Origin of the sequence: Streptococcus australis, assembly GCF_015553625.1 — a bacterium.
Taxonomy (GTDB): Bacteria; Bacillota; Bacilli; order Lactobacillales; family Streptococcaceae; genus Streptococcus; species Streptococcus australis_B.
In genome coordinates, this window is record NZ_JADNGY010000011.1 from 55,066 (window position 1) to 71,759 (window position 16,694).

17 protein-coding genes and 1 pseudogene are annotated in these 16,694 nt (G+C 45.6%); 17 read left to right on the forward strand and 1 reads right to left on the reverse strand.

The genetic code is table 11. The features are described 5' to 3' along the window. Window positions 1–133 precede the first annotated feature (133 nt). Window positions 134–529 carry a single-stranded DNA-binding protein gene (locus I2D56_RS09035; protein WP_006595118.1) on the forward strand — a complete coding sequence of 132 codons (396 nt, stop codon included), beginning with the start codon at window positions 134–136 and terminating at the stop codon, window positions 527–529. 219 nt (window positions 530–748) lie between these two features. Then, window positions 749–1,735: a substrate-binding domain-containing protein gene (locus I2D56_RS09040; RefSeq protein ID WP_006595117.1), complete on the forward strand. Its 987-nt coding sequence runs from the start codon at window positions 749–751 to the stop codon at window positions 1,733–1,735. A 666-nt stretch (window positions 1,736–2,401) separates the two neighbouring features. Here the strand turns inward: I2D56_RS09040 and I2D56_RS09935 are convergent. Next, window positions 2,402–2,515: pseudogene (locus tag I2D56_RS09935) on the reverse strand (hypothetical protein); the annotation flags it as partial. On the opposite strand from I2D56_RS09935, the gene I2D56_RS09940 reads away from it, so the two are divergent. From I2D56_RS09940 to I2D56_RS09115, 15 genes are all read left to right on the forward strand, one after another. Then, the gene (locus I2D56_RS09940) at window positions 2,470–3,054 is read left to right on the forward strand and encodes a sensor histidine kinase (protein WP_350019127.1); all 585 of its coding nucleotides are present in this window, start codon (window positions 2,470–2,472) and stop codon (window positions 3,052–3,054) included. The pseudogene I2D56_RS09935 and the gene I2D56_RS09940 overlap by 46 nt on opposite strands. Beyond that, window positions 3,051–3,737, forward strand: coding sequence for a response regulator transcription factor (locus I2D56_RS09050; protein WP_006595115.1), 687 nt, complete (start codon window positions 3,051–3,053; stop codon window positions 3,735–3,737). Before I2D56_RS09940 ends, I2D56_RS09050 begins: the two co-directional genes overlap by 4 nt. Then, on the forward strand, window positions 3,734–5,041 hold the full coding sequence (locus tag I2D56_RS09055; protein WP_006595114.1) for an ABC transporter substrate-binding protein: 1,308 nt from the start codon (window positions 3,734–3,736) through the stop codon (window positions 5,039–5,041). Before I2D56_RS09050 ends, I2D56_RS09055 begins: the two co-directional genes overlap by 4 nt. 134 nt (window positions 5,042–5,175) lie before the next feature. After that, the gene (locus I2D56_RS09060; protein ID WP_006595113.1) at window positions 5,176–5,616 is read left to right on the forward strand and encodes a PTS sugar transporter subunit IIA; all 441 of its coding nucleotides are present in this window, start codon (window positions 5,176–5,178) and stop codon (window positions 5,614–5,616) included. Between the two features lie 17 nt (window positions 5,617–5,633). Beyond that, complete coding sequence (locus tag I2D56_RS09065; RefSeq protein ID WP_006595112.1) at window positions 5,634–6,128, forward strand: PTS system mannose/fructose/N-acetylgalactosamine-transporter subunit IIB; 495 nt, start codon at window positions 5,634–5,636, stop codon at window positions 6,126–6,128. Between the two features lie 62 nt (window positions 6,129–6,190). Beyond that, a complete protein-coding gene (locus I2D56_RS09070; RefSeq protein WP_195348405.1) occupies window positions 6,191–7,033 on the forward strand; it encodes a PTS mannose/fructose/sorbose/N-acetylgalactosamine transporter subunit IIC in 843 nt (280 codons plus the stop codon). After that, the gene (locus tag I2D56_RS09075; RefSeq protein WP_042361448.1) at window positions 7,017–7,871 is read left to right on the forward strand and encodes a PTS system mannose/fructose/sorbose family transporter subunit IID; all 855 of its coding nucleotides are present in this window, start codon (window positions 7,017–7,019) and stop codon (window positions 7,869–7,871) included. The genes I2D56_RS09070 and I2D56_RS09075 overlap by 17 nt, the downstream gene beginning before the upstream one ends. Before the next feature lie 102 nt (window positions 7,872–7,973). Then, window positions 7,974–8,267, forward strand: coding sequence for a hypothetical protein (locus I2D56_RS09080; protein ID WP_048690545.1), 294 nt, complete (start codon window positions 7,974–7,976; stop codon window positions 8,265–8,267). A gap of 127 nt (window positions 8,268–8,394) precedes the next feature. After that, the gene (gene groES, locus I2D56_RS09085) at window positions 8,395–8,679 is read left to right on the forward strand and encodes a co-chaperone GroES (protein ID WP_048690539.1); all 285 of its coding nucleotides are present in this window, start codon (window positions 8,395–8,397) and stop codon (window positions 8,677–8,679) included. 23 nt (window positions 8,680–8,702) lie between these two features. Beyond that, the gene (gene groL, locus I2D56_RS09090) at window positions 8,703–10,325 is read left to right on the forward strand and encodes a chaperonin GroEL (RefSeq protein ID WP_120701336.1); all 1,623 of its coding nucleotides are present in this window, start codon (window positions 8,703–8,705) and stop codon (window positions 10,323–10,325) included. An 867-nt stretch (window positions 10,326–11,192) separates the two neighbouring features. Next, window positions 11,193–12,455 (forward strand): ABC transporter permease, encoded by a 1,263-nt coding sequence (locus I2D56_RS09095; RefSeq protein ID WP_195348406.1) that lies wholly within the window; start codon window positions 11,193–11,195, stop codon window positions 12,453–12,455. Between the two features lie 15 nt (window positions 12,456–12,470). Beyond that, window positions 12,471–13,103, forward strand: a complete 633-nt coding sequence (locus tag I2D56_RS09100; protein WP_009731296.1) for an ABC transporter ATP-binding protein — start codon at window positions 12,471–12,473, stop codon at window positions 13,101–13,103. Window positions 13,104–13,115: 12 nt separating this feature from the next. After that, on the forward strand, window positions 13,116–14,492 hold the full coding sequence (locus I2D56_RS09105) for an ABC transporter permease (protein ID WP_048690534.1): 1,377 nt from the start codon (window positions 13,116–13,118) through the stop codon (window positions 14,490–14,492). A gap of 70 nt (window positions 14,493–14,562) precedes the next feature. Further along, on the forward strand, window positions 14,563–15,216 hold the full coding sequence (locus I2D56_RS09110; RefSeq protein WP_009731294.1) for a response regulator transcription factor: 654 nt from the start codon (window positions 14,563–14,565) through the stop codon (window positions 15,214–15,216). Then, window positions 15,213–16,538, forward strand: coding sequence for a sensor histidine kinase (locus I2D56_RS09115; RefSeq protein ID WP_129270357.1), 1,326 nt, complete (start codon window positions 15,213–15,215; stop codon window positions 16,536–16,538). The genes I2D56_RS09110 and I2D56_RS09115 overlap by 4 nt, the downstream gene beginning before the upstream one ends. Window positions 16,539–16,694: the final 156 nt, after the last annotated feature.

A 16,694-nucleotide genomic window follows, 5' to 3' on the forward strand; every position in this document is an offset into this window, starting at 1 on the left:
CTACTCAACTGTGCGGAGGTGGGACGACGAAATCGAATTCTAACGAATTACCGATTTCTGTCCCACTCTCTTTTTTTTATTTTTTCCTCAAATAGCTAGAAAACTACGAATTATATAAGTAGGAGGAAGAAATATGTACAATAAAGTAATTTTAATCGGGCGCCTTGTGGCTGACCCGGAGCTTCATAAGACCAGTACGGATAAGTCCGTTGCGCGTGCGACCCTGGCTGTCAATCGGCGTTACAAGGATCAAAATGGCGAGCGTGAGGCGGACTTTATCACCCTAGTGGTCTGGGGGAAATTAGCAGAGACCCTTGTATCCTATGCCAACAAGGGGAGCTTGCTCTCAGTAGATGGCGAGCTTCGAACCAGACGTTATGAGAAGAATGGGACGACCCAATATGTGACAGAAGTGCTCTGTCAAGGATTCCAGCTCTTAGAAAGTCGCGCTCAACGAGCGATGCGGGCTAATGGAGCAGGAGGAGATTTAGCGGATCTGATCCTCGAAGAGGAAGAGCTTCCATTTTAACAGAAGAAAACGGTGCAGCTGGTCAGCTGTGTCGTTTTTTCTTTTTCGAAACTTCTTACTGAAGTTGTAGGGAGAAGTTATTATCTAGATAGAGACGTAAAACGCATTCATTTCCGAGAGACCTTCAAGCTCTTGGTAAAAAATGCTATAATAAAAGGTATTAAATGCGAACGAAAATGTTTGATGTAGCAAAATAATCCGTTTTTAAGAGGAGAAGAGATGGAATTAGAAGAGGAAATCGTTCAAAAGAAACGGAATCGAGCGATGATTTATGCGATATTTTGGAGCCTGATTTTTGTGGTAGTGGTCATCTACTTGAATGCTAGTCAACTAAAGCCTGTTCCTGGTCAAATGCGGATTGGCGTGACTTACATGACCATGAACAATGAATTCTATCAAACGCTTAATGCAGAGATTGAACGAGTGGCTGACGAAAAAGGGGACTTGCTTCTAGTTCGTAATCCAGAGTTAGACGAAGAAAAACAAAGTCAACAGATTGATTATTTTCGTAAACAAAAGGTCAATGTGATTGTGATTAATCCTGTAAAAGGAGATAGTCCTAAAATCATTGCTTCCCTGAAGAGAGCCCAACAAGCAGGGATTAAAATCATTGCAGTGGATAGTCAGCTCAGCCATTTCACGGTGGATGCCAGTGTGGTGTCGGATAATTACCAGGCAGGGGTCTTGGTCGCCCAGCGCCTGATGAAGCAGAAAAATGGGGCGAAAATCCTACTCTTAGAGCATAAGGGGACAGTGTCGGCTGAGCAACGTATTCAAGGGTTCTTAGATACGATTCAGTCGGAGCCTGCCTATCAGGTTGTTGGGAGAGAAGAGACTCGTGGTCAAACAGAATTGGCCTTGCCAGCTGTTTCCCAGGTCATTCAGGATGGTCTGGTATTTGATACCGTCGTAGCCTTAAATGATCGAGCGGCCATCGGAGCCCTTGCGGCAATCAAGGAAAACCAACTAGCCATGCCGATTTCTATCTATGGAATCGATGGCTCTCCAGATATGAAGGTATTGCTCTCAACGACGGATGATATCGAAGGGACGGTTGCCCAATCTCCTCTTAAAATGGGGAGACAGGTGATGCAAGTGATTGAGTGCATGAGGACAGGTAAATCCTACAAGGAGCAATATAAGATTCCAGTTGAGATGATTGATAAGGATAATGTTGACCGATACGATGTCAACGGGTGGCAGTAATGACCAAGCTTCGTGGCATTCGTTATAGTTTGATTTTATTGAAAATTATTAATTTCATCGCCATTTTATTTAGTAGTTCGCTCTACTTACATGCGACCAATTACATCATCGCCAAGGGGCAAGGCTATCAATTGTTGGAGCAATTGAGAGAAATACCGAGTTCCCCAGCTCAGAATTTTTGGATCTCCATCCTTCTCTTTGGAGGGATTCTTCTCATTACCTTTTATCGGATGCGCCCAGGGACACAGGAGTGGTCGGTTTTTGACAAGTGGAATATCCTAGAAATATTGCTGATGTTAGGTGTCATGATGTCCCTCAGCTTCTCCTACAATGGGATCATCCTCTTGGTATTTGCTGATATCTTTTATGGTTCTAAAGAGTTTAGTAGTTCCAAGGACAGGCGCTACTGGTTTGCCTTTATCCTTCTGAGTTTCATAGTCCTCCTTGTGACCAATTATGACATTCTCTCTCTCGTTGTACAGTTGCCTTCGCTGGATACCTATATCGCCTTTTATCCTTCATCGATTCGGATGCTTATTCTATTTGCTAAAAATGCGCTAGCTTCCTTAAATATGGTTGTCTTTATTATTTCTCTTCTCTTTTACATTTTATCGGTAGTAGCAGAGCACCATCGAATCGAAAAAGAGTTAGAAATGGTATCGCAAGTTAATACGGAATTAAATAGCTACATGGCCCTTTCGGAAAAGATTGCGGAGGACCGGGAGCGCAAGCGGATAGCACGGGAAATTCATGATACTCTAGGCCATGCCTTGACAGGCATTTCTGCTGGGATTGATGCAGTTGGGGTTCTGATTGATATTGACCCTGGTCGTGCCAAGACCCAGCTGCAATCGGTCTCTACGGTGGTACGGGATGGAATCAAGGACGTCCGGGGCTCTTTGAACAAGCTTCGGCCAGGTGCCCTAGAGGATCATACCTTGAGGGATGCGGTTTTGAAATTGGTTCACGAATACCAAGTCATCTCCCACCTGCAAGTCGATCTCACCTATGACTGGGATGAGGTTGATCTGGATGTCATGGTGGAGGATACCGTCTTTCGCGTGATTCAGGAATCCATGACCAATTCTGTCCGCCACGGTCATGCTAGCCATATGCAGATTTCCTTTTTGGTGGAAGATGCCTATATCATGATTCTCCAAGATAATGGGGTTGGTTTTGACCACCTGCAGGTTGGCTATGGTTTGAAACAAATGCGAGAGCGGGTTTCTATCTTGGGAGGAAGGATCGAATTTGCCAATCGAAATGGATTTTATACACGAATTGAATTGCCCAAAGAAAAAGGAGGAAATCTTTTATGATCAAAGTAATGATTGCGGATGATCAAGCGCTGATTCGCGAATCGCTCCAAATTATTTTGTCTGCTCATCAAGATATTCAGGTGACTTCTGCAGTGGCAGATGGTCATGAGGTGCTAGAGCGAATCCCCCAAGATCGACCAGATGTTGTATTGATGGATATTCGTATGCCTAAGATGGATGGTGTGATGGCGACAAAAGAAGTCAAGGAACGCTTCCCTGAGGTAAAAATCATCATTCTAACCACCTTCGACGATGATGATTTCATCTTTCGGGCTCTGAAATATGGAGCTTCAGGGTATTTGCTCAAAGGGGCTTCCACAGAGGAACTCTACCAAGCCATTCAAATTGTCTATCATGGGGGAGCCATGATTAACCCCAATATTGCCAGTAAGGTTTTTCAGATTTTTTCTCAGATGGCTCAGAGCAATTATACAATCTCCGTTTCTGAAGAATATGTGAGCGACTTATCCCTGACCGAATGGCGGATCATCCAGCAGGTTGGTTTTGGGGAGTCTAATAAGGAAATCGCAGCCAAATTGTTCCTATCTGAGGGAACGATTCGGAATTACCTATCAACCATTTTGTCTAAGTTGAACTTGCGGGATCGGACCCAGTTGGCTATTTGGTCTGTTCAAAAAGGTGTGACCACTAAGGACTTTGGAACAGAAAGTGATAGCCGATGAAGAAAAAACGTAAGATTCGAGGCTCCAGATTGTTTCTAGGCTTGCTTTTGCTTTTTCTACTTGCTGGAGGGATTTGGTGGCAGCGTCAGCCTAAGCTTGTCCGCTTGGGGGTCTACGCTGGATCTAGCTGGGATGTGCCCACCCAAACGGAAGAAAAAGTCTTGGACCAAGCGATTGCTCGTTTCGAAAAAACGCATCCAGGGGTAAAGATTGTCTACGAAAGCGGGATTCCGAAGAATCAGTATGCGAGCTGGTTAGCCAATCAGATCCTCCATGGACAGGAGCCAGATCTATATATGGTATCCAGTACTGAGCTCCCGGTGTTAGCTGCGCGTGGGGCGGTAGAAGATTTGACACCCTTGATGGACAAACAGGTCGATCCTTCTCATTTTTATCCAGTTGCCCTAGAAGCAGGTAAATACAAGAACCGTCAGTATGCCCTCCCATTTGAGAGCAATCCTGTTTTGATGTGTGTCAATAAAGATTTATTGGAAAAGGAAGGGATTGCTATTCCGAAAGAGGGGTGGACTTTGGAGGAATTTTATACGATTTGTCAAAAAGTGACGCGGGATACAGATGGAGATGGTGAGCTAGATCAGTTTGGAAGTACAGATTATACCTGGAGGGAGGCCTTGGCAGCTCATGGTGGCCAGCTTTTCCGTCAGGATAACATTAATCTGACGAGTAAAGAAATGAAGCGCTCGCTCTATTTTGTCGAAAAACTCGAAGCCCTTCATGGGAATTTCAATGTTACTTCTAAGGATTTTGATGAAGGCAAGGTCGCTTTTTATCCGATGACCTTGGCCCAGTACCGAACTTATAAACCTTATCCCTATCATGTTGCCAAATATTCAAATTTCACTTGGACCTGTATCCCTATGCCCGGGGCTTCTGGATCAACTCCGTCAACCTTAGTGGATACGTCCTTGTTTGCTCTGTCTTCTCGGGCCAGTGCTAGCAAGGAGGCCAAGGAATTCATGGAATTTTTGACCCAGGACCAGCAGGTCCAGCAGGACCTCTTCCGGCAGTCGCAGGGGACCTCTGTCCTCCCTTCGGTGGTCAATAGTTCGGAAAGTCGGGACCTTCTTAAAGCGGATGATTTCGGGGTTGATTCCTTGACGAATCGGACCCTGGACCAGATTATGAAAAAGGCTGTCCTAAGTACTCCTGGCAACCTACCCGATGATATCTGGGATCGATTGGATTATTTGATTTATAATGCTCTAAAAGCAAAGGATATTGATAATCAATTGCCTCAAATTCAAAAGATTATTGAGGAAATGCTTCGGGAGAAGTTTCGTTAAGAGCAACTAGGCATCTGTCAAGTGACAGATGTCATTTTTTTATTGACAGATGTCAACTTTTCTTTGTGACAAATGACAATAGTAAAACGCTTTCAAAAACAATACAATAAGGTCATCATAAAGGAGGAGAAAGGATGAAGTATCTGGTATTGGTCAGTCATGGTGGACTGGCAGAAGGTCTGAAAAGTTCGCTGGCAATGTTTGCTGGGGATAAGATAGATCAGGTGATTGCGGTCGGACTGAAAGAAGGCAAATCGGTAGATGATTTTGCTCATGATTTTCGTCAGGCGATTTCCCATTTAACAGATGAGGACTCTGTCTTAGTTCTAGCAGACATTGTAGGTGGCAGTCCTTTGACAACGGCAGCGACAGTGCTAGAGGAGCAAGGAAAGCTGAGTACAGCCTTGATCTTAGGTGGAATGAACTTGACCATGGCGTTGACAGCAGTTGTGATGAAGGACATGATGGAGGGGGCTGATTTAGCCCAGGTGATTTTATCCGAAGCTTCCACTGCCTTGCAAGAATTTGCCCTTGCCCCGGTAGAGGGTGACGATGAAGAAGATGATGATATTTAACTAAGGGAGGTTAGAAAATGGTAGTATCATTTGTACGGATTGACGACCGTATGATCCACGGTCAAACAGTAACTCGATGGGCTAAAGAAAAGCCTTGTGATGGCTTGATCGCTGTCAACGACGCAGCAGCTTCTAATAAGGTCTTGATCCAAGCCTATAAAGGGGCTTCAGATAAAAAAACCTTTGTCTGGACCAAGGAAGCTTTCAAAGAAAAATCTGCAAAAGTAACGGAATCAGAAACTCGCTATTTCTTGATTACTAAGAACCCCATCGATATGAAAGAAATTTTGGTAGACCAAGGGTTTGTCCCAGGCGATGTCAAAGAAATCATTGTCGGTCCTGCAAATGACCGTCCGGGTGCTGTGAAATTGGGAAATAACCAATCCATCACCCAGGAAGAAGCAGAAGCCATCGAAGCCATTCAGGCTGCAGGCTACAAGGTGAAATTCCAGTTGCTTCCAGATGTATCCATCGGTTACTGGGATGATTTTAAATCAAAATTCGGATTCTAGAGAGGGGAGTATCCTAGCTCTTCGTCACTAAACTATACTTACAAACAAAAGGAGCGTTTGTTATGACAATTTCATGGATTCAAGCAATCTTGCTTGGTATTTTCGCCAGCTTGTCTTCAATGCCTGGTATGGGTGGTTCCAGTATCGGGAACTATACACTTGGTCGTCCCCTAGTTGGTGGGTTGATCTCAGGGTTAATCCTTGGAGATGTGACAACCGGTATCATGGTCGGGGTTGCCCTTCAGGTCGTTTATATCGCTTTGGTAACACCTGGTGGAACTGTATCTGCCGATGTACGGGCTATTTCTTATATCGGAATTCCTCTTTCCATCTTATTTGTTCATGCCAACAATATTACTGGTGAGGCAGCAATTGCAGCGGCAGCAGCCCCAATCGGTGCAGCCGTTGGGACTATCGGTACCGTTCTTTTCTACGGTACTGCAACCATGAACTTGCTTTGGCAACATATCGGTTGGAAAGCCGTTGAAGAAGGAAACTTCAAAAAACTCTACGAAGTTGACTGGGTTTACCCATGGATTTCTCACTTCCTCTTCTCCTTCCTTCCAACGATGATTATCACCAAATACGGTGAAAACATGGTGGATTTGATGAAACAATACCTTCCAATGGATGGTTACTGGATGAAAGCCCTCTTTACAGTCGGTGCCCTTCTTCCATGTGTCGGTATTGCCATCCTCTTGAAGCAAATCGTTACAGAAGTGAGAGACTTCATTCCATTCTTTGTTGGATTTACCTTGGCAAAATCTCTTGGCTTGAACTTGGTAGCGAGTGCGGTAGTTTCATTGATTTTTGCAGTGATCTACTATGAACTTGAAGTGATTAAAACAATGAAAGTCGTCCCTGCTGGAGCAAATGACTTTGACGATGATGAGGAGGATATCTAAGATGGCTGATAAAAAGAAAATTTCAAAGAAAACGCTAACCAAAGCATTCCATCATTGGTATTATGGTCACTTGACCTGTTTCTCTCAAGAACACATGCAAACCTTTGGGTATTTGACTTCGATGCTTCCAATCGTGGAAGAAATGTATGATTCCAAAGAAGAACAAAAAGAAGCCATGCAAACCTATACAGCCTTCTTCAACACTGAGCCCCAACTAGGATCTCTTGTTGTAGGGATTACAGCTGGTTTGGAAGAAGCGCGTGCCAATGGAGAAGCAGTAGATGGCGAAACCATCAACGGGATGCGTGCTGGTTTGATGGGTCCAATCGCTGGGATTGGGGACTCCTTGGTTGTTGGGACCTTAATCCCTGTACTTCTCGGGATTGCCCTTGGTCTTTCTAAAGGCGGAAACATTGCAGGGGCTCTCTTCTATATCGTCGTTTGGAACCTCTTGGTCTACTTAGGCATGCGTTTCGCCTTCTTCAAAGGGTATCACTTAGGGGACAAGGCTGTTGAATTCCTTGTAGGACCAAAAGGACAAGCCCTTCGTAAAGCGATTAGTGTGGTCGGTGGTATGGTCATCGGTGCCGTAGCAGCGACTTGGGTCTCTGTTACAACAGCCCTCGAATTCAAAAATGCTGACGGAGAAGCCTTCCTTAAAATCCAAGAAAAGATTGATGGCGTCTATCCAGGTCTCTTGACTGCTGCCTTTATCACGCTTTGCTGGTGGCTCATGGCGAAGAAGAAAGTCTCACCAAACAAGGTCATGCTTCTCTTAGTCATCATCGCCTTAGCTGGGGTAGCTCTTGGAATCTTTGATCCAGGTCTCAAATACTAAGAGAAAACTGGAAACAGTTTATTGCAACCGGAGCATTGAGAATGAAGTACGTGACCTCCTTTACGAATACTTCATTCTCAATTTTTATTGAAGGAGGCATCTATGCACACCAGACAAGAATTAATAAAAGGGTATGAGACGGAAATTCGCTACCAACGCCATATGTTGGAAAACTTGGGTCGCTGGTTTAGTGTGCTCTTTCTCATGGCCAGTATTGGTGGACTGCTGATTTATTTCTTTCACAAGACTTCCCTCCTATTTTTGATCTTAGGTAGCTTGGTCGCCCTGATTGGAATAGCAGGGATGTTGCTAGTGGGGTATGGGATGTATCGTGGTCGAGCCAACTTACAAAAAGTCATCCAAGCTTACCAACAAAAACTAAATTTGGTTGGCTAGAAATCGAAAACACTTCGAAGAGATTGAGGTGTTTTTTTCTTGACTATTTTTGACCAAGTGATACAATAGAAACATGAGTTAGCACTCGATGTTGAAGAGTGCTAAAATACAAGAACGGAGGAATGACATGTTAAAACCATTAGGAGACCGCGTGGTCTTGAAAGTAGAAGAAAAAGAGCAAACAGTCGGTGGCTTTGTCATCGCAGGAGCAAGTCAAGCTGAAACCAAAACAGCAGAAGTCATCGCTGTAGGTGAGGGAGTTCGGACCCTCAGTGGCGAGTTGGTAGCACCAAGTGTCAAAGTCGGTGATACGGTCTTGGTGGAAAATCATGCAGGCGTTGATGTGAAAGACGGCGATGAGAAGTACACGATTGTTGGGACTGCAAGTATTCTTGCCATTGTTGAAGCCTAAAGAATCAGAAAGGAGAAAGATGTATGTCAAAAGAAATTAAATTTTCATCAGATGCTCGTGCAGCCATGGTCCGTGGGGTGGATATCCTAGCAGATACTGTGAAAGTGACCTTGGGACCAAAAGGTCGCAATGTGGTCCTTGAAAAATCATTTGGGTCACCATTGATCACCAATGATGGGGTGACCATCGCCAAAGAAATCGAATTGGAAGACCACTTCGAAAATATGGGTGCCAAATTGGTATCAGAAGTTGCTTCGAAGACCAATGATATCGCTGGAGACGGAACAACCACTGCGACTGTCTTGACCCAAGCCATCGTCCGTGAAGGGATCAAGAACGTTACAGCAGGTGCGAATCCAATCGGTATCCGTCGTGGGATTGAAGCAGCGGTTGCAACAGCTGTTGAAGCCTTGAAAAACAATGCCATTCCAGTTGCTAATAAAGAAGCTATCGCCCAGGTTGCGGCTGTCTCTTCTCGCTCTGAAAAAGTCGGTGAATACATCTCAGAAGCCATGGAAAAAGTGGGCAACGACGGAGTGATCACGATTGAAGAATCTCGTGGAATGGAAACAGAGTTGGAAGTCGTTGAAGGAATGCAGTTTGACCGTGGTTACCTCTCTCAATACATGGTCACTGATAATGAAAAAATGGTGGCAGACCTTGAAAATCCTTATATCTTGATCACCGACAAGAAGGTGTCAAACATCCAGGAAATCCTGCCATTGCTTGAAAGTATCCTTCAAAGCAACCGTCCGCTCTTGATTATTGCGGATGATGTGGATGGAGAAGCTCTCCCAACGCTTGTCTTGAACAAGATTCGTGGAACCTTCAATGTCGTAGCTGTTAAGGCTCCTGGATTTGGAGACCGTCGCAAAGCTATGCTAGAAGACATCGCGATCTTGACAGGTGGTACTGTTATCACAGAAGATCTCGGTCTTGAGTTGAAAGATGCGACCATCGAGGCGCTCGGTCAAGCAAGTAAAGTGACAGTGGACAAAGATAGCACAGTCATTGTAGAAGGTGCAGGAAATCCTGAAGCTATCGCTAACCGTGTGGCCGTGATCAAATCACAAATTGAAACCACAACGTCAGAATTTGACCGTGAAAAACTCCAAGAACGCTTGGCCAAATTGTCTGGTGGCGTTGCAGTCATCAAGGTCGGAGCTGCAACTGAAACGGAGTTGAAAGAAATGAAACTCCGCATCGAAGACGCCCTCAATGCGACACGCGCAGCGGTTGAAGAAGGAATTGTTGCCGGTGGTGGTACGGCCCTTGCCAATGTTATTTCTGCAGTTGAAACCCTTGAATTGGAAGGGGACGAAGCGACAGGACGCAACATCGTGCTTCGCGCCTTGGAAGAGCCTGTACGCCAAATCGCCCACAATGCAGGATATGAAGGGTCAATCGTCATCGATCGCTTGAAACATGCAGAAGTCGGAACAGGCTTCAATGCTGCAACAGGTGAATGGGTCAACATGATTGAAGCAGGAATTATCGACCCAGTGAAGGTGAGCCGTTCAGCCCTTCAAAATGCGGCTTCCGTAGCGAGCCTTATCTTGACGACCGAAGCAGTGGTAGCCAACAAACCAGAACCAGCTCCAGCAGCACCGGCTATGGATCCAAGCATGATGGGTGGGATGATGTAATCTGATACCAATGATTGGTGCTAAAGCACCGAATCATTGGACGGTAGCCGCTTTGTTGCGGCCTACCTAATCATCTTACTAAGAAAACAAAGAAGGCATTATCGGCCTTCTTTATTTTCTGTCGTAATCTGTGTGCTTGATTGAGGCTATGCTTCTAATCATTTGACGCCAACCGCTATCAGGCGGTTTGGCTAAACGTCTTACTAGCTCAAAGAGGTTGGCAAGTCTCCAATCCTCAATCGATCATTGGATGAACTGATTATTCTAATCTTTTCTTTGTGGCAGAAGGATGCATATTTATATATATTACGAAAGTTTGTGAAATAAATTTGGCTGAAGCCGGTCTTTTCTACAGGTCGGTTTCCTTTATTGAAGAAACTAAGATCAATCCGATGGGGATTATAGCAGTTATTTGAGGTGTGGGTTTTTGTTCACATATAGTGAAATCACGGGAAGAATAACCTTTGAAGTAGGTGGATAGATAGTTGGTATTTTGAAGTAACCTGCCTGTTCGATATTTGGAACAAAAATGCAATACAAATTCCTTTATTTTGTAACAAAGATGCGTTAAAATATAGGAAGTAGATAAATGTTCTACACTAGAGCAAGGGGGGAATACTTCCCACATACATGTCTAAAGACAAAAACTTGATCGAATAAATTAAAACTTTTTGATTCTTAATTTTTATCGACCTTTTTCATATTAAACTTTTTCATCCACCCCTTGCTAAGGCTCTTCCAGATTTTTCTGGGGGAGTTTTTTTTCTATTTCATAAACATTTCACATTTCTTTTCTATAATAACTATAACAAATGATGAAAGCGCCCATTTTGCATTGCTATGGGCTTTGAAATGGAGGGTGAGTTCATGCTCTTACAACAGGCAATTGCCTATATTACTCGAAAAAGAACGAGGAATCTGGTTCTCTTTCTGATTCTCCTCTTGATCCTCTCTTGCTTATATTTCTGTTTTTCACTGATGCAAGTAGGAGGAAGGCTGGAGGAACATATCAAACAGTCGGCTGGGACCAGTTTTGCCCTGACCAGTAAGCAGGGGAATACTCCCTTTGCGCTGAAAGAGGCTGAAAAGGTGCAGCGACTAGCTGGGGTGGGAGGCATGGTTCCTCAATATGAAAGTCCCGTTCGCATTCTTGGTAAAGAAGCGGTGACGGGGCAGCAGTCGGTGGAGCGAGACGATTTGGGTCAGGAAGCCAAGCAAGCGCTAGGTGCTGTCTTTACCCAGAAGACAGACCAGCACCTGGATTTCCGCAGTGGTAGTTTCCAACTGGTGCAAGGCAAGCACTTATCCGACAAGGCTCGCGGCCAGATCTTGATCCACCAAGAGTTGGCTAAGAAGAACAAGCTAAAGGTCGGAGATTCCTTGACCTTATCCAGCTTTCAGATGGGAGAGACTCCTGCCAAAGAGCAAACCTTTAAAATCGTTGGCATCTTTTCGGGTAAGAAACAGGAAAAATTCACAGGGATGACCTCAGATCTGAGTGAAAACCAAGTCTACCTCCCTTATGAGGATGCGACCAAGCTCCTAGGTCTCAGTCAGCAAGAAGTGACCCAGGTCACCTTTGGCGTCAAAGATCCTGAGAAAATCGATGCCCTCTTGAAGCAAGTTAAAAGCTTGGATCTGGATTGGCAGTCTCTACGTTTGGTCGAAGATCGCAAGGCCTTTGACCAGATGAAGGAATCCTCTCAGACCCTAGAAGGCCTGGTGCGGATCATGATGATCGTCCTCCTGGTGACGGGAGCCGGTGCCCTATCGCTCTTACTCAGTCTCTGGACACGGGAGCGGATCCATGAAATCGGGGTGCTTTTATCCATTGGGAAGAGCAAGGGCCGGATCTTTAGACAGTTCCTTTTGGAAGTGGTGCTGGTATCCTTACTAGCAGTGATCCCAGCCTTTCTCATCGGGCGGATGGTCAGCCATCGTTTCTTAGAGCAGTTTGTCGGACAGACGGGTCAACAGCAGACCCTAGACTTGCTCAACCAAGTCCCTCAAGGCCTTTCCTTAGGAATCGCCTATGCTAGCCTCTTGTGCTTGATCCTTCTGTCGCTCGGTGTAACGACTAGCATGATCTGGCGCAAGACCCCAAAAGAAATATTAACAAAAATGAGTTAAGGAGAAATGACACATATGTTAGAACTCAAGAATGTAGCCTATAGTTACCAAAGCTATAGTGAAGATATCCTCTCAAATGTGAACTATCAGTTCGAAAATGGGACATTTTACAGTATTATTGGTCAGTCAGGAACTGGGAAATCAACCCTCCTCTCCCTCTTGGCTGGTCTGGACAACCCCAAGAAGGGTCAGGTTCTCTTTGATGGGGAGGACATCCAGACCAAAGGGTCTAGCTACCACCGCAAGCACCATGTCTCCCTGGTCTTCCAGAATTACAATCTAATCGATTATTTGACGCCACTGGAAAATGTCCGTCTGGTTAACAAACAGGCTGGGAAAGAGATTCTCTTGGAATTGGGATTGGACGAAACGCAAATCAAACGCAATGTCCTGCAATTATCTGGAGGACAACAACAGCGGGTGGCCATTGCGCGTGCGCTCGTTTCAGAAGCACCTGTCATCTTGGCAGATGAGCCGACAGGAAACTTAGATGAACAGACAGCCGGTGACATTATTGCCATTTTGAAGAAGTTGGCCAAGGAACGCCAAAAATGTGTCATTGTCGTCACCCACAGTAAGGAAGTGGCAGAGGCCTCCGATGTGGTCTTGGAATTGAGTCGCCGTAGCCTCGTTGAGAAGAGCAAGTAAGGAGGGAATGCTATGTTGCGAAATGCTTTTGCTTATATCACACGTAAATGGCCCAAGTCTCTCTTGCTCTTTGCCATCATTCTCCTCATGGGGACCTTGAGCTTGATCGGACTCTCTATGAAAGGAGCGACCCAACAAGCTTCATCGGAAAGCCTGGGATCCATCACCAATAGCTTCTCCATGCAGATCAACCGCAGGACCAATCCAGGAACCCCTCGGGGAGCTGGGAATATCAGAGGAGAAGATATCGAAAAAATCAGCCAGGTAGAGGGGATCACCTCCTCCATCAAGCGGATCAATGCCATCGCAGATATCCTAGACCACGAGATTATTGAGACTGAAGAAACCCTGCAAAATCAATCTCCAGAGCGGGCCAAGCACTTTAAGAATACCTTGATGGTGACAGGGGTCAATGACTCTTCTAAAGAAGATAAGTTTGTCTCTGGAGCCTACAAGCTGGTCCAAGGAGAGCACCTGACAGACAAGGACAAAAACCAAATCCTCATGCACGAAGATTTGGCGAAAAAGAATGGTCTCAAGGTGGGCGATAAGGTGCGCCTCAAGTCCAATCTCTATGATGCTGACAATGAAAAAGGGGCTAATGAAACTGTCGAAGTAACCATTAAAGGTCTGTTCTCAGGGAAGAACCAAGCTCCTCTAACTTACGCCCAAGAATTGTATGAAGATACCCTCATTTCTGACCTAGATACAGCTGCCAAGCTCTATGGCAATACTGTTCAAACAGCTACTTATGAGGATGCGACCTTCTTTGCCAAAGGGGATCAAGACCTCGATAAATTAATCGAAAAAATCAAAGCCTTGGATATCCCATGGAATTACTATGACCTAGTCAAGAGCTCTTCTAACTACCCAGCCTTGCAAAAATCGATCAGCAGTATGTTCCAAGTGGCGAACTACTTGTTTATCGGTAGCCTCATCTTTGCTAGCTTGCTTCTCACCCTTCTCCTCGTCTTGTGGCTCAATGCCCGTCGCAGAGAAGTTGGTATCTTGCTGGCTCTAGGACTCTCCAAGGTGCAGATTGCGGGGCAATTCGTGGCAGAATTAATCATGATTTCCATCCCAGCCTTCCTCCTCTCCTATGGAGTCGCAGGTCTTCTTGCCAAAGGAGTCGGAGATACGGTGCTTAAGAACGTAACCAGTGGCATTGCTAAACAAATGGCTCAAGAATCCTCTGCAGCCAACCTTGGTGGAGGAGCTGAGGCAGAAAGCTTCAGTAAGACCCTGACTGATATCCATATGGATATCCAACCGAGCCAATTGTTGGTGATTGTCTTGGTCGGTGGGTTGCTCTTGATCCTGGTATCCATCCTTTCTTCACAATGGCTCTTGCATAAGAAACCAAAGGAACTCTTGGTGGATGTCGAATAAGAGATTGTTTCCTAAAATAGAAATAGGGTATAATAGGAGGTAGAAGAAGTTCTTAGATAAAGGAAAGTGTATGAAGATACTAATCGTAGAAGATGAAGTCCTGATTCGCGAAGGGATGAGCGACTATCTCATGGAATGTGGCTATGAGGTCTTTGAAGCAGGCGATGGGCAGGAGGCCCTGGACCTCTTTCACAGAGAAGCGCCAGATCTGGTCTTGCTGGATATCCAGCTCCCTATCCTCAATGGCTTGGAAGTGCTCAAGACCATCCGGAAGACCAGCTCAGTCCCTGTCCTCATGCTGACGGCCTTCCATGACGAGGACTATAAGTTGACGGCTTTTGGAGAGTTGGCGGATGGCTATCTGGAAAAACCCTTCTCCTTGTCCCTCTTGAAGGTCCGCATCGAAGCTATTTTTAAAAAGCTCCAGCCTTCCCGGGTCTTCACCTATGGAGAGGCACGGGTGGATTTTGAGAGCTATACAGCCAGCCTAGCTGGGCAAGCCATCTCCATGAATGCCAAGGAGTTGGAAATCTTGGAATACTTGCTCCAGCATGAAGGCAAGGCCCGGACCCGCTCTCAGATCCTCGATGCCGTCTGGAAGGAGACGGAGGAGATTCCTTTTGACCGGGTGATTGATGTCTATATCAAGGAACTACGAAAAAAACTAGAGCTGGACTGTATCGTTACGGTGCGCAATGTCGGCTATAAATTGGAGAGACCATGACCAAACGGAGTATCTTTGCAAAGATTTTTCTGATCACCTTTGCCCTTTTTAGTGGCTTAGTCATCCTTCTACACGCTTCGGTTTACTTTATTTTCCCGTCGACCTATATCGAGTCCCAGCGCCAGACGATTTTGAAGAAATCACAGGCCCTGTCCAAGAGTTTCCAAGGTCAAGAAGAAGGAACCATTGAGTCGGTCATCGACCTATATTCCAAGACCAATGATATCAAGGTCTCGATCAAGGACAAGGAAAAACAAAATGCCCTAGAGGTCAAGGATGACTTGCTCGTGAACCCTGACAGCCAGAATAATTCCCTAGTCATTGAAGAGCGAAAAATCCAGACAAAAGAGGGGAAGGACTTGACCTTGCAATTCTTAGCAACTGTCGATTCCCAAAAGGAAGCGCGGGACATCAGTCTGGGCTTTCTTCCCTATAGTCTTCTGGCTTCCTTTGTTCTGTCACTCCTTGCCTCCTATCTCTATGCCCGCCTGATTTCTGCTCCGATCCTTGAGATCAAGCAGATGACCAAGCGGATGAAGCGCTTGGATCGGACAGCCAGTCTTCCCATTCATTCGCAGGATGAGATTGGCGTTCTTAAGCAACAGATCAACGACCTTTATCACCATCTCCTAGAAGTGATCGACAATCTAGAGCAGCAGAAACAGGAAAATCTGAAGTTGGAGCAGATGAAGGTGGAATTCCTACGGGGAGCCTCGCATGAGCTCAAGACGCCTCTAGCCAGCTTGAAGATTATCCTAGAAAATATGCGGGATAAGATCGGCCGCTACAAGGATCGGGACCGCTACCTGTCGGTCTCCCTCGATATCGTCGATGAGATGAACCAGATCGTCCTAGAAATCCTGTCCCTGTCCTCTGTCCAAGAATTGGCTGGAGACAAGGAGTGGATCCAGCTGAATCAGGTCTTAGAGCAGATCCTCGACCAGTACAAGGTCTTGGCTCAATCTCGCGCGCTCACGATTGACAATCAAATCCCTGACAAAGGAGTTTATATGGACCCAGCCATTCTGAAATTGGTCCTCTCAAATGTCATTAGTAATGCCGTTAAGCATTCGGATGCCGGTGGAGAGATCCAGCTCCGGCTCGAAGAGGAAGGGACGCACTTGGCGGTTGAAAATACCAGCCAGGAAATGGTAGAGACCGCTGAAATGCCAATGACTGCTAGCCGTCAGAAGAAGGAAGGCGGCTTGGGACTCTTCGTGGTCCAACACTTGCTAGACCATGAAGAACTGGCCTACCAATTTGATAAAACGGCTATGGGCTTACGCTTCCGTATGGAACTGCCCAAAGCTCCTCAAGAATAAAAAGAGGCTAGGACAAAAGTCCTAGCCTCTCAATTATTTTTGGATTGTCGAGCAAGACGCAGTGGTTGAGTGGGCTCTACTACGCTGATTTCATCAGCTTTTACAGCCCTACTCAACTGTGCGGAGGTGGGACGACGAAATCGAATTCTAACGAAT

What these genes read in the sequence shown, in the direction of transcription:
- I2D56_RS09075 (WP_042361448.1), top strand. Translation starts at nt 7,017, where the DNA reads ATGAGGAGGATATCTAAGATGGCTGATAAAAAGAAAATTTCAAAGAAA.
- I2D56_RS09080 (WP_048690545.1), top strand. Translation starts at nt 7,974, where the DNA reads ATGCACACCAGACAAGAATTAATAAAAGGGTATGAGACGGAAATTCGC.
- groES (WP_048690539.1), top strand. Translation starts at nt 8,395, where the DNA reads ATGTTAAAACCATTAGGAGACCGCGTGGTCTTGAAAGTAGAAGAAAAA.
- I2D56_RS09060 (WP_006595113.1), top strand. Translation starts at nt 5,176, where the DNA reads ATGAAGTATCTGGTATTGGTCAGTCATGGTGGACTGGCAGAAGGTCTG.
- I2D56_RS09050 (WP_006595115.1), top strand. Translation starts at nt 3,051, where the DNA reads ATGATCAAAGTAATGATTGCGGATGATCAAGCGCTGATTCGCGAATCG.
- I2D56_RS09095 (WP_195348406.1), top strand. Translation starts at nt 11,193, where the DNA reads ATGCTCTTACAACAGGCAATTGCCTATATTACTCGAAAAAGAACGAGG.
- I2D56_RS09105 (WP_048690534.1), top strand. Translation starts at nt 13,116, where the DNA reads ATGTTGCGAAATGCTTTTGCTTATATCACACGTAAATGGCCCAAGTCT.
- groL (WP_120701336.1), top strand. Translation starts at nt 8,703, where the DNA reads ATGTCAAAAGAAATTAAATTTTCATCAGATGCTCGTGCAGCCATGGTC.
- I2D56_RS09065 (WP_006595112.1), top strand. Translation starts at nt 5,634, where the DNA reads ATGGTAGTATCATTTGTACGGATTGACGACCGTATGATCCACGGTCAA.
- I2D56_RS09110 (WP_009731294.1), top strand. Translation starts at nt 14,563, where the DNA reads ATGAAGATACTAATCGTAGAAGATGAAGTCCTGATTCGCGAAGGGATG.
- I2D56_RS09115 (WP_129270357.1), top strand. Translation starts at nt 15,213, where the DNA reads ATGACCAAACGGAGTATCTTTGCAAAGATTTTTCTGATCACCTTTGCC.
- I2D56_RS09070 (WP_195348405.1), top strand. Translation starts at nt 6,191, where the DNA reads ATGACAATTTCATGGATTCAAGCAATCTTGCTTGGTATTTTCGCCAGC.
- I2D56_RS09040 (WP_006595117.1), top strand. Translation starts at nt 749, where the DNA reads ATGGAATTAGAAGAGGAAATCGTTCAAAAGAAACGGAATCGAGCGATG.
- I2D56_RS09055 (WP_006595114.1), top strand. Translation starts at nt 3,734, where the DNA reads ATGAAGAAAAAACGTAAGATTCGAGGCTCCAGATTGTTTCTAGGCTTG.
- I2D56_RS09035 (WP_006595118.1), top strand. Translation starts at nt 134, where the DNA reads ATGTACAATAAAGTAATTTTAATCGGGCGCCTTGTGGCTGACCCGGAG.
- I2D56_RS09100 (WP_009731296.1), top strand. Translation starts at nt 12,471, where the DNA reads ATGTTAGAACTCAAGAATGTAGCCTATAGTTACCAAAGCTATAGTGAA.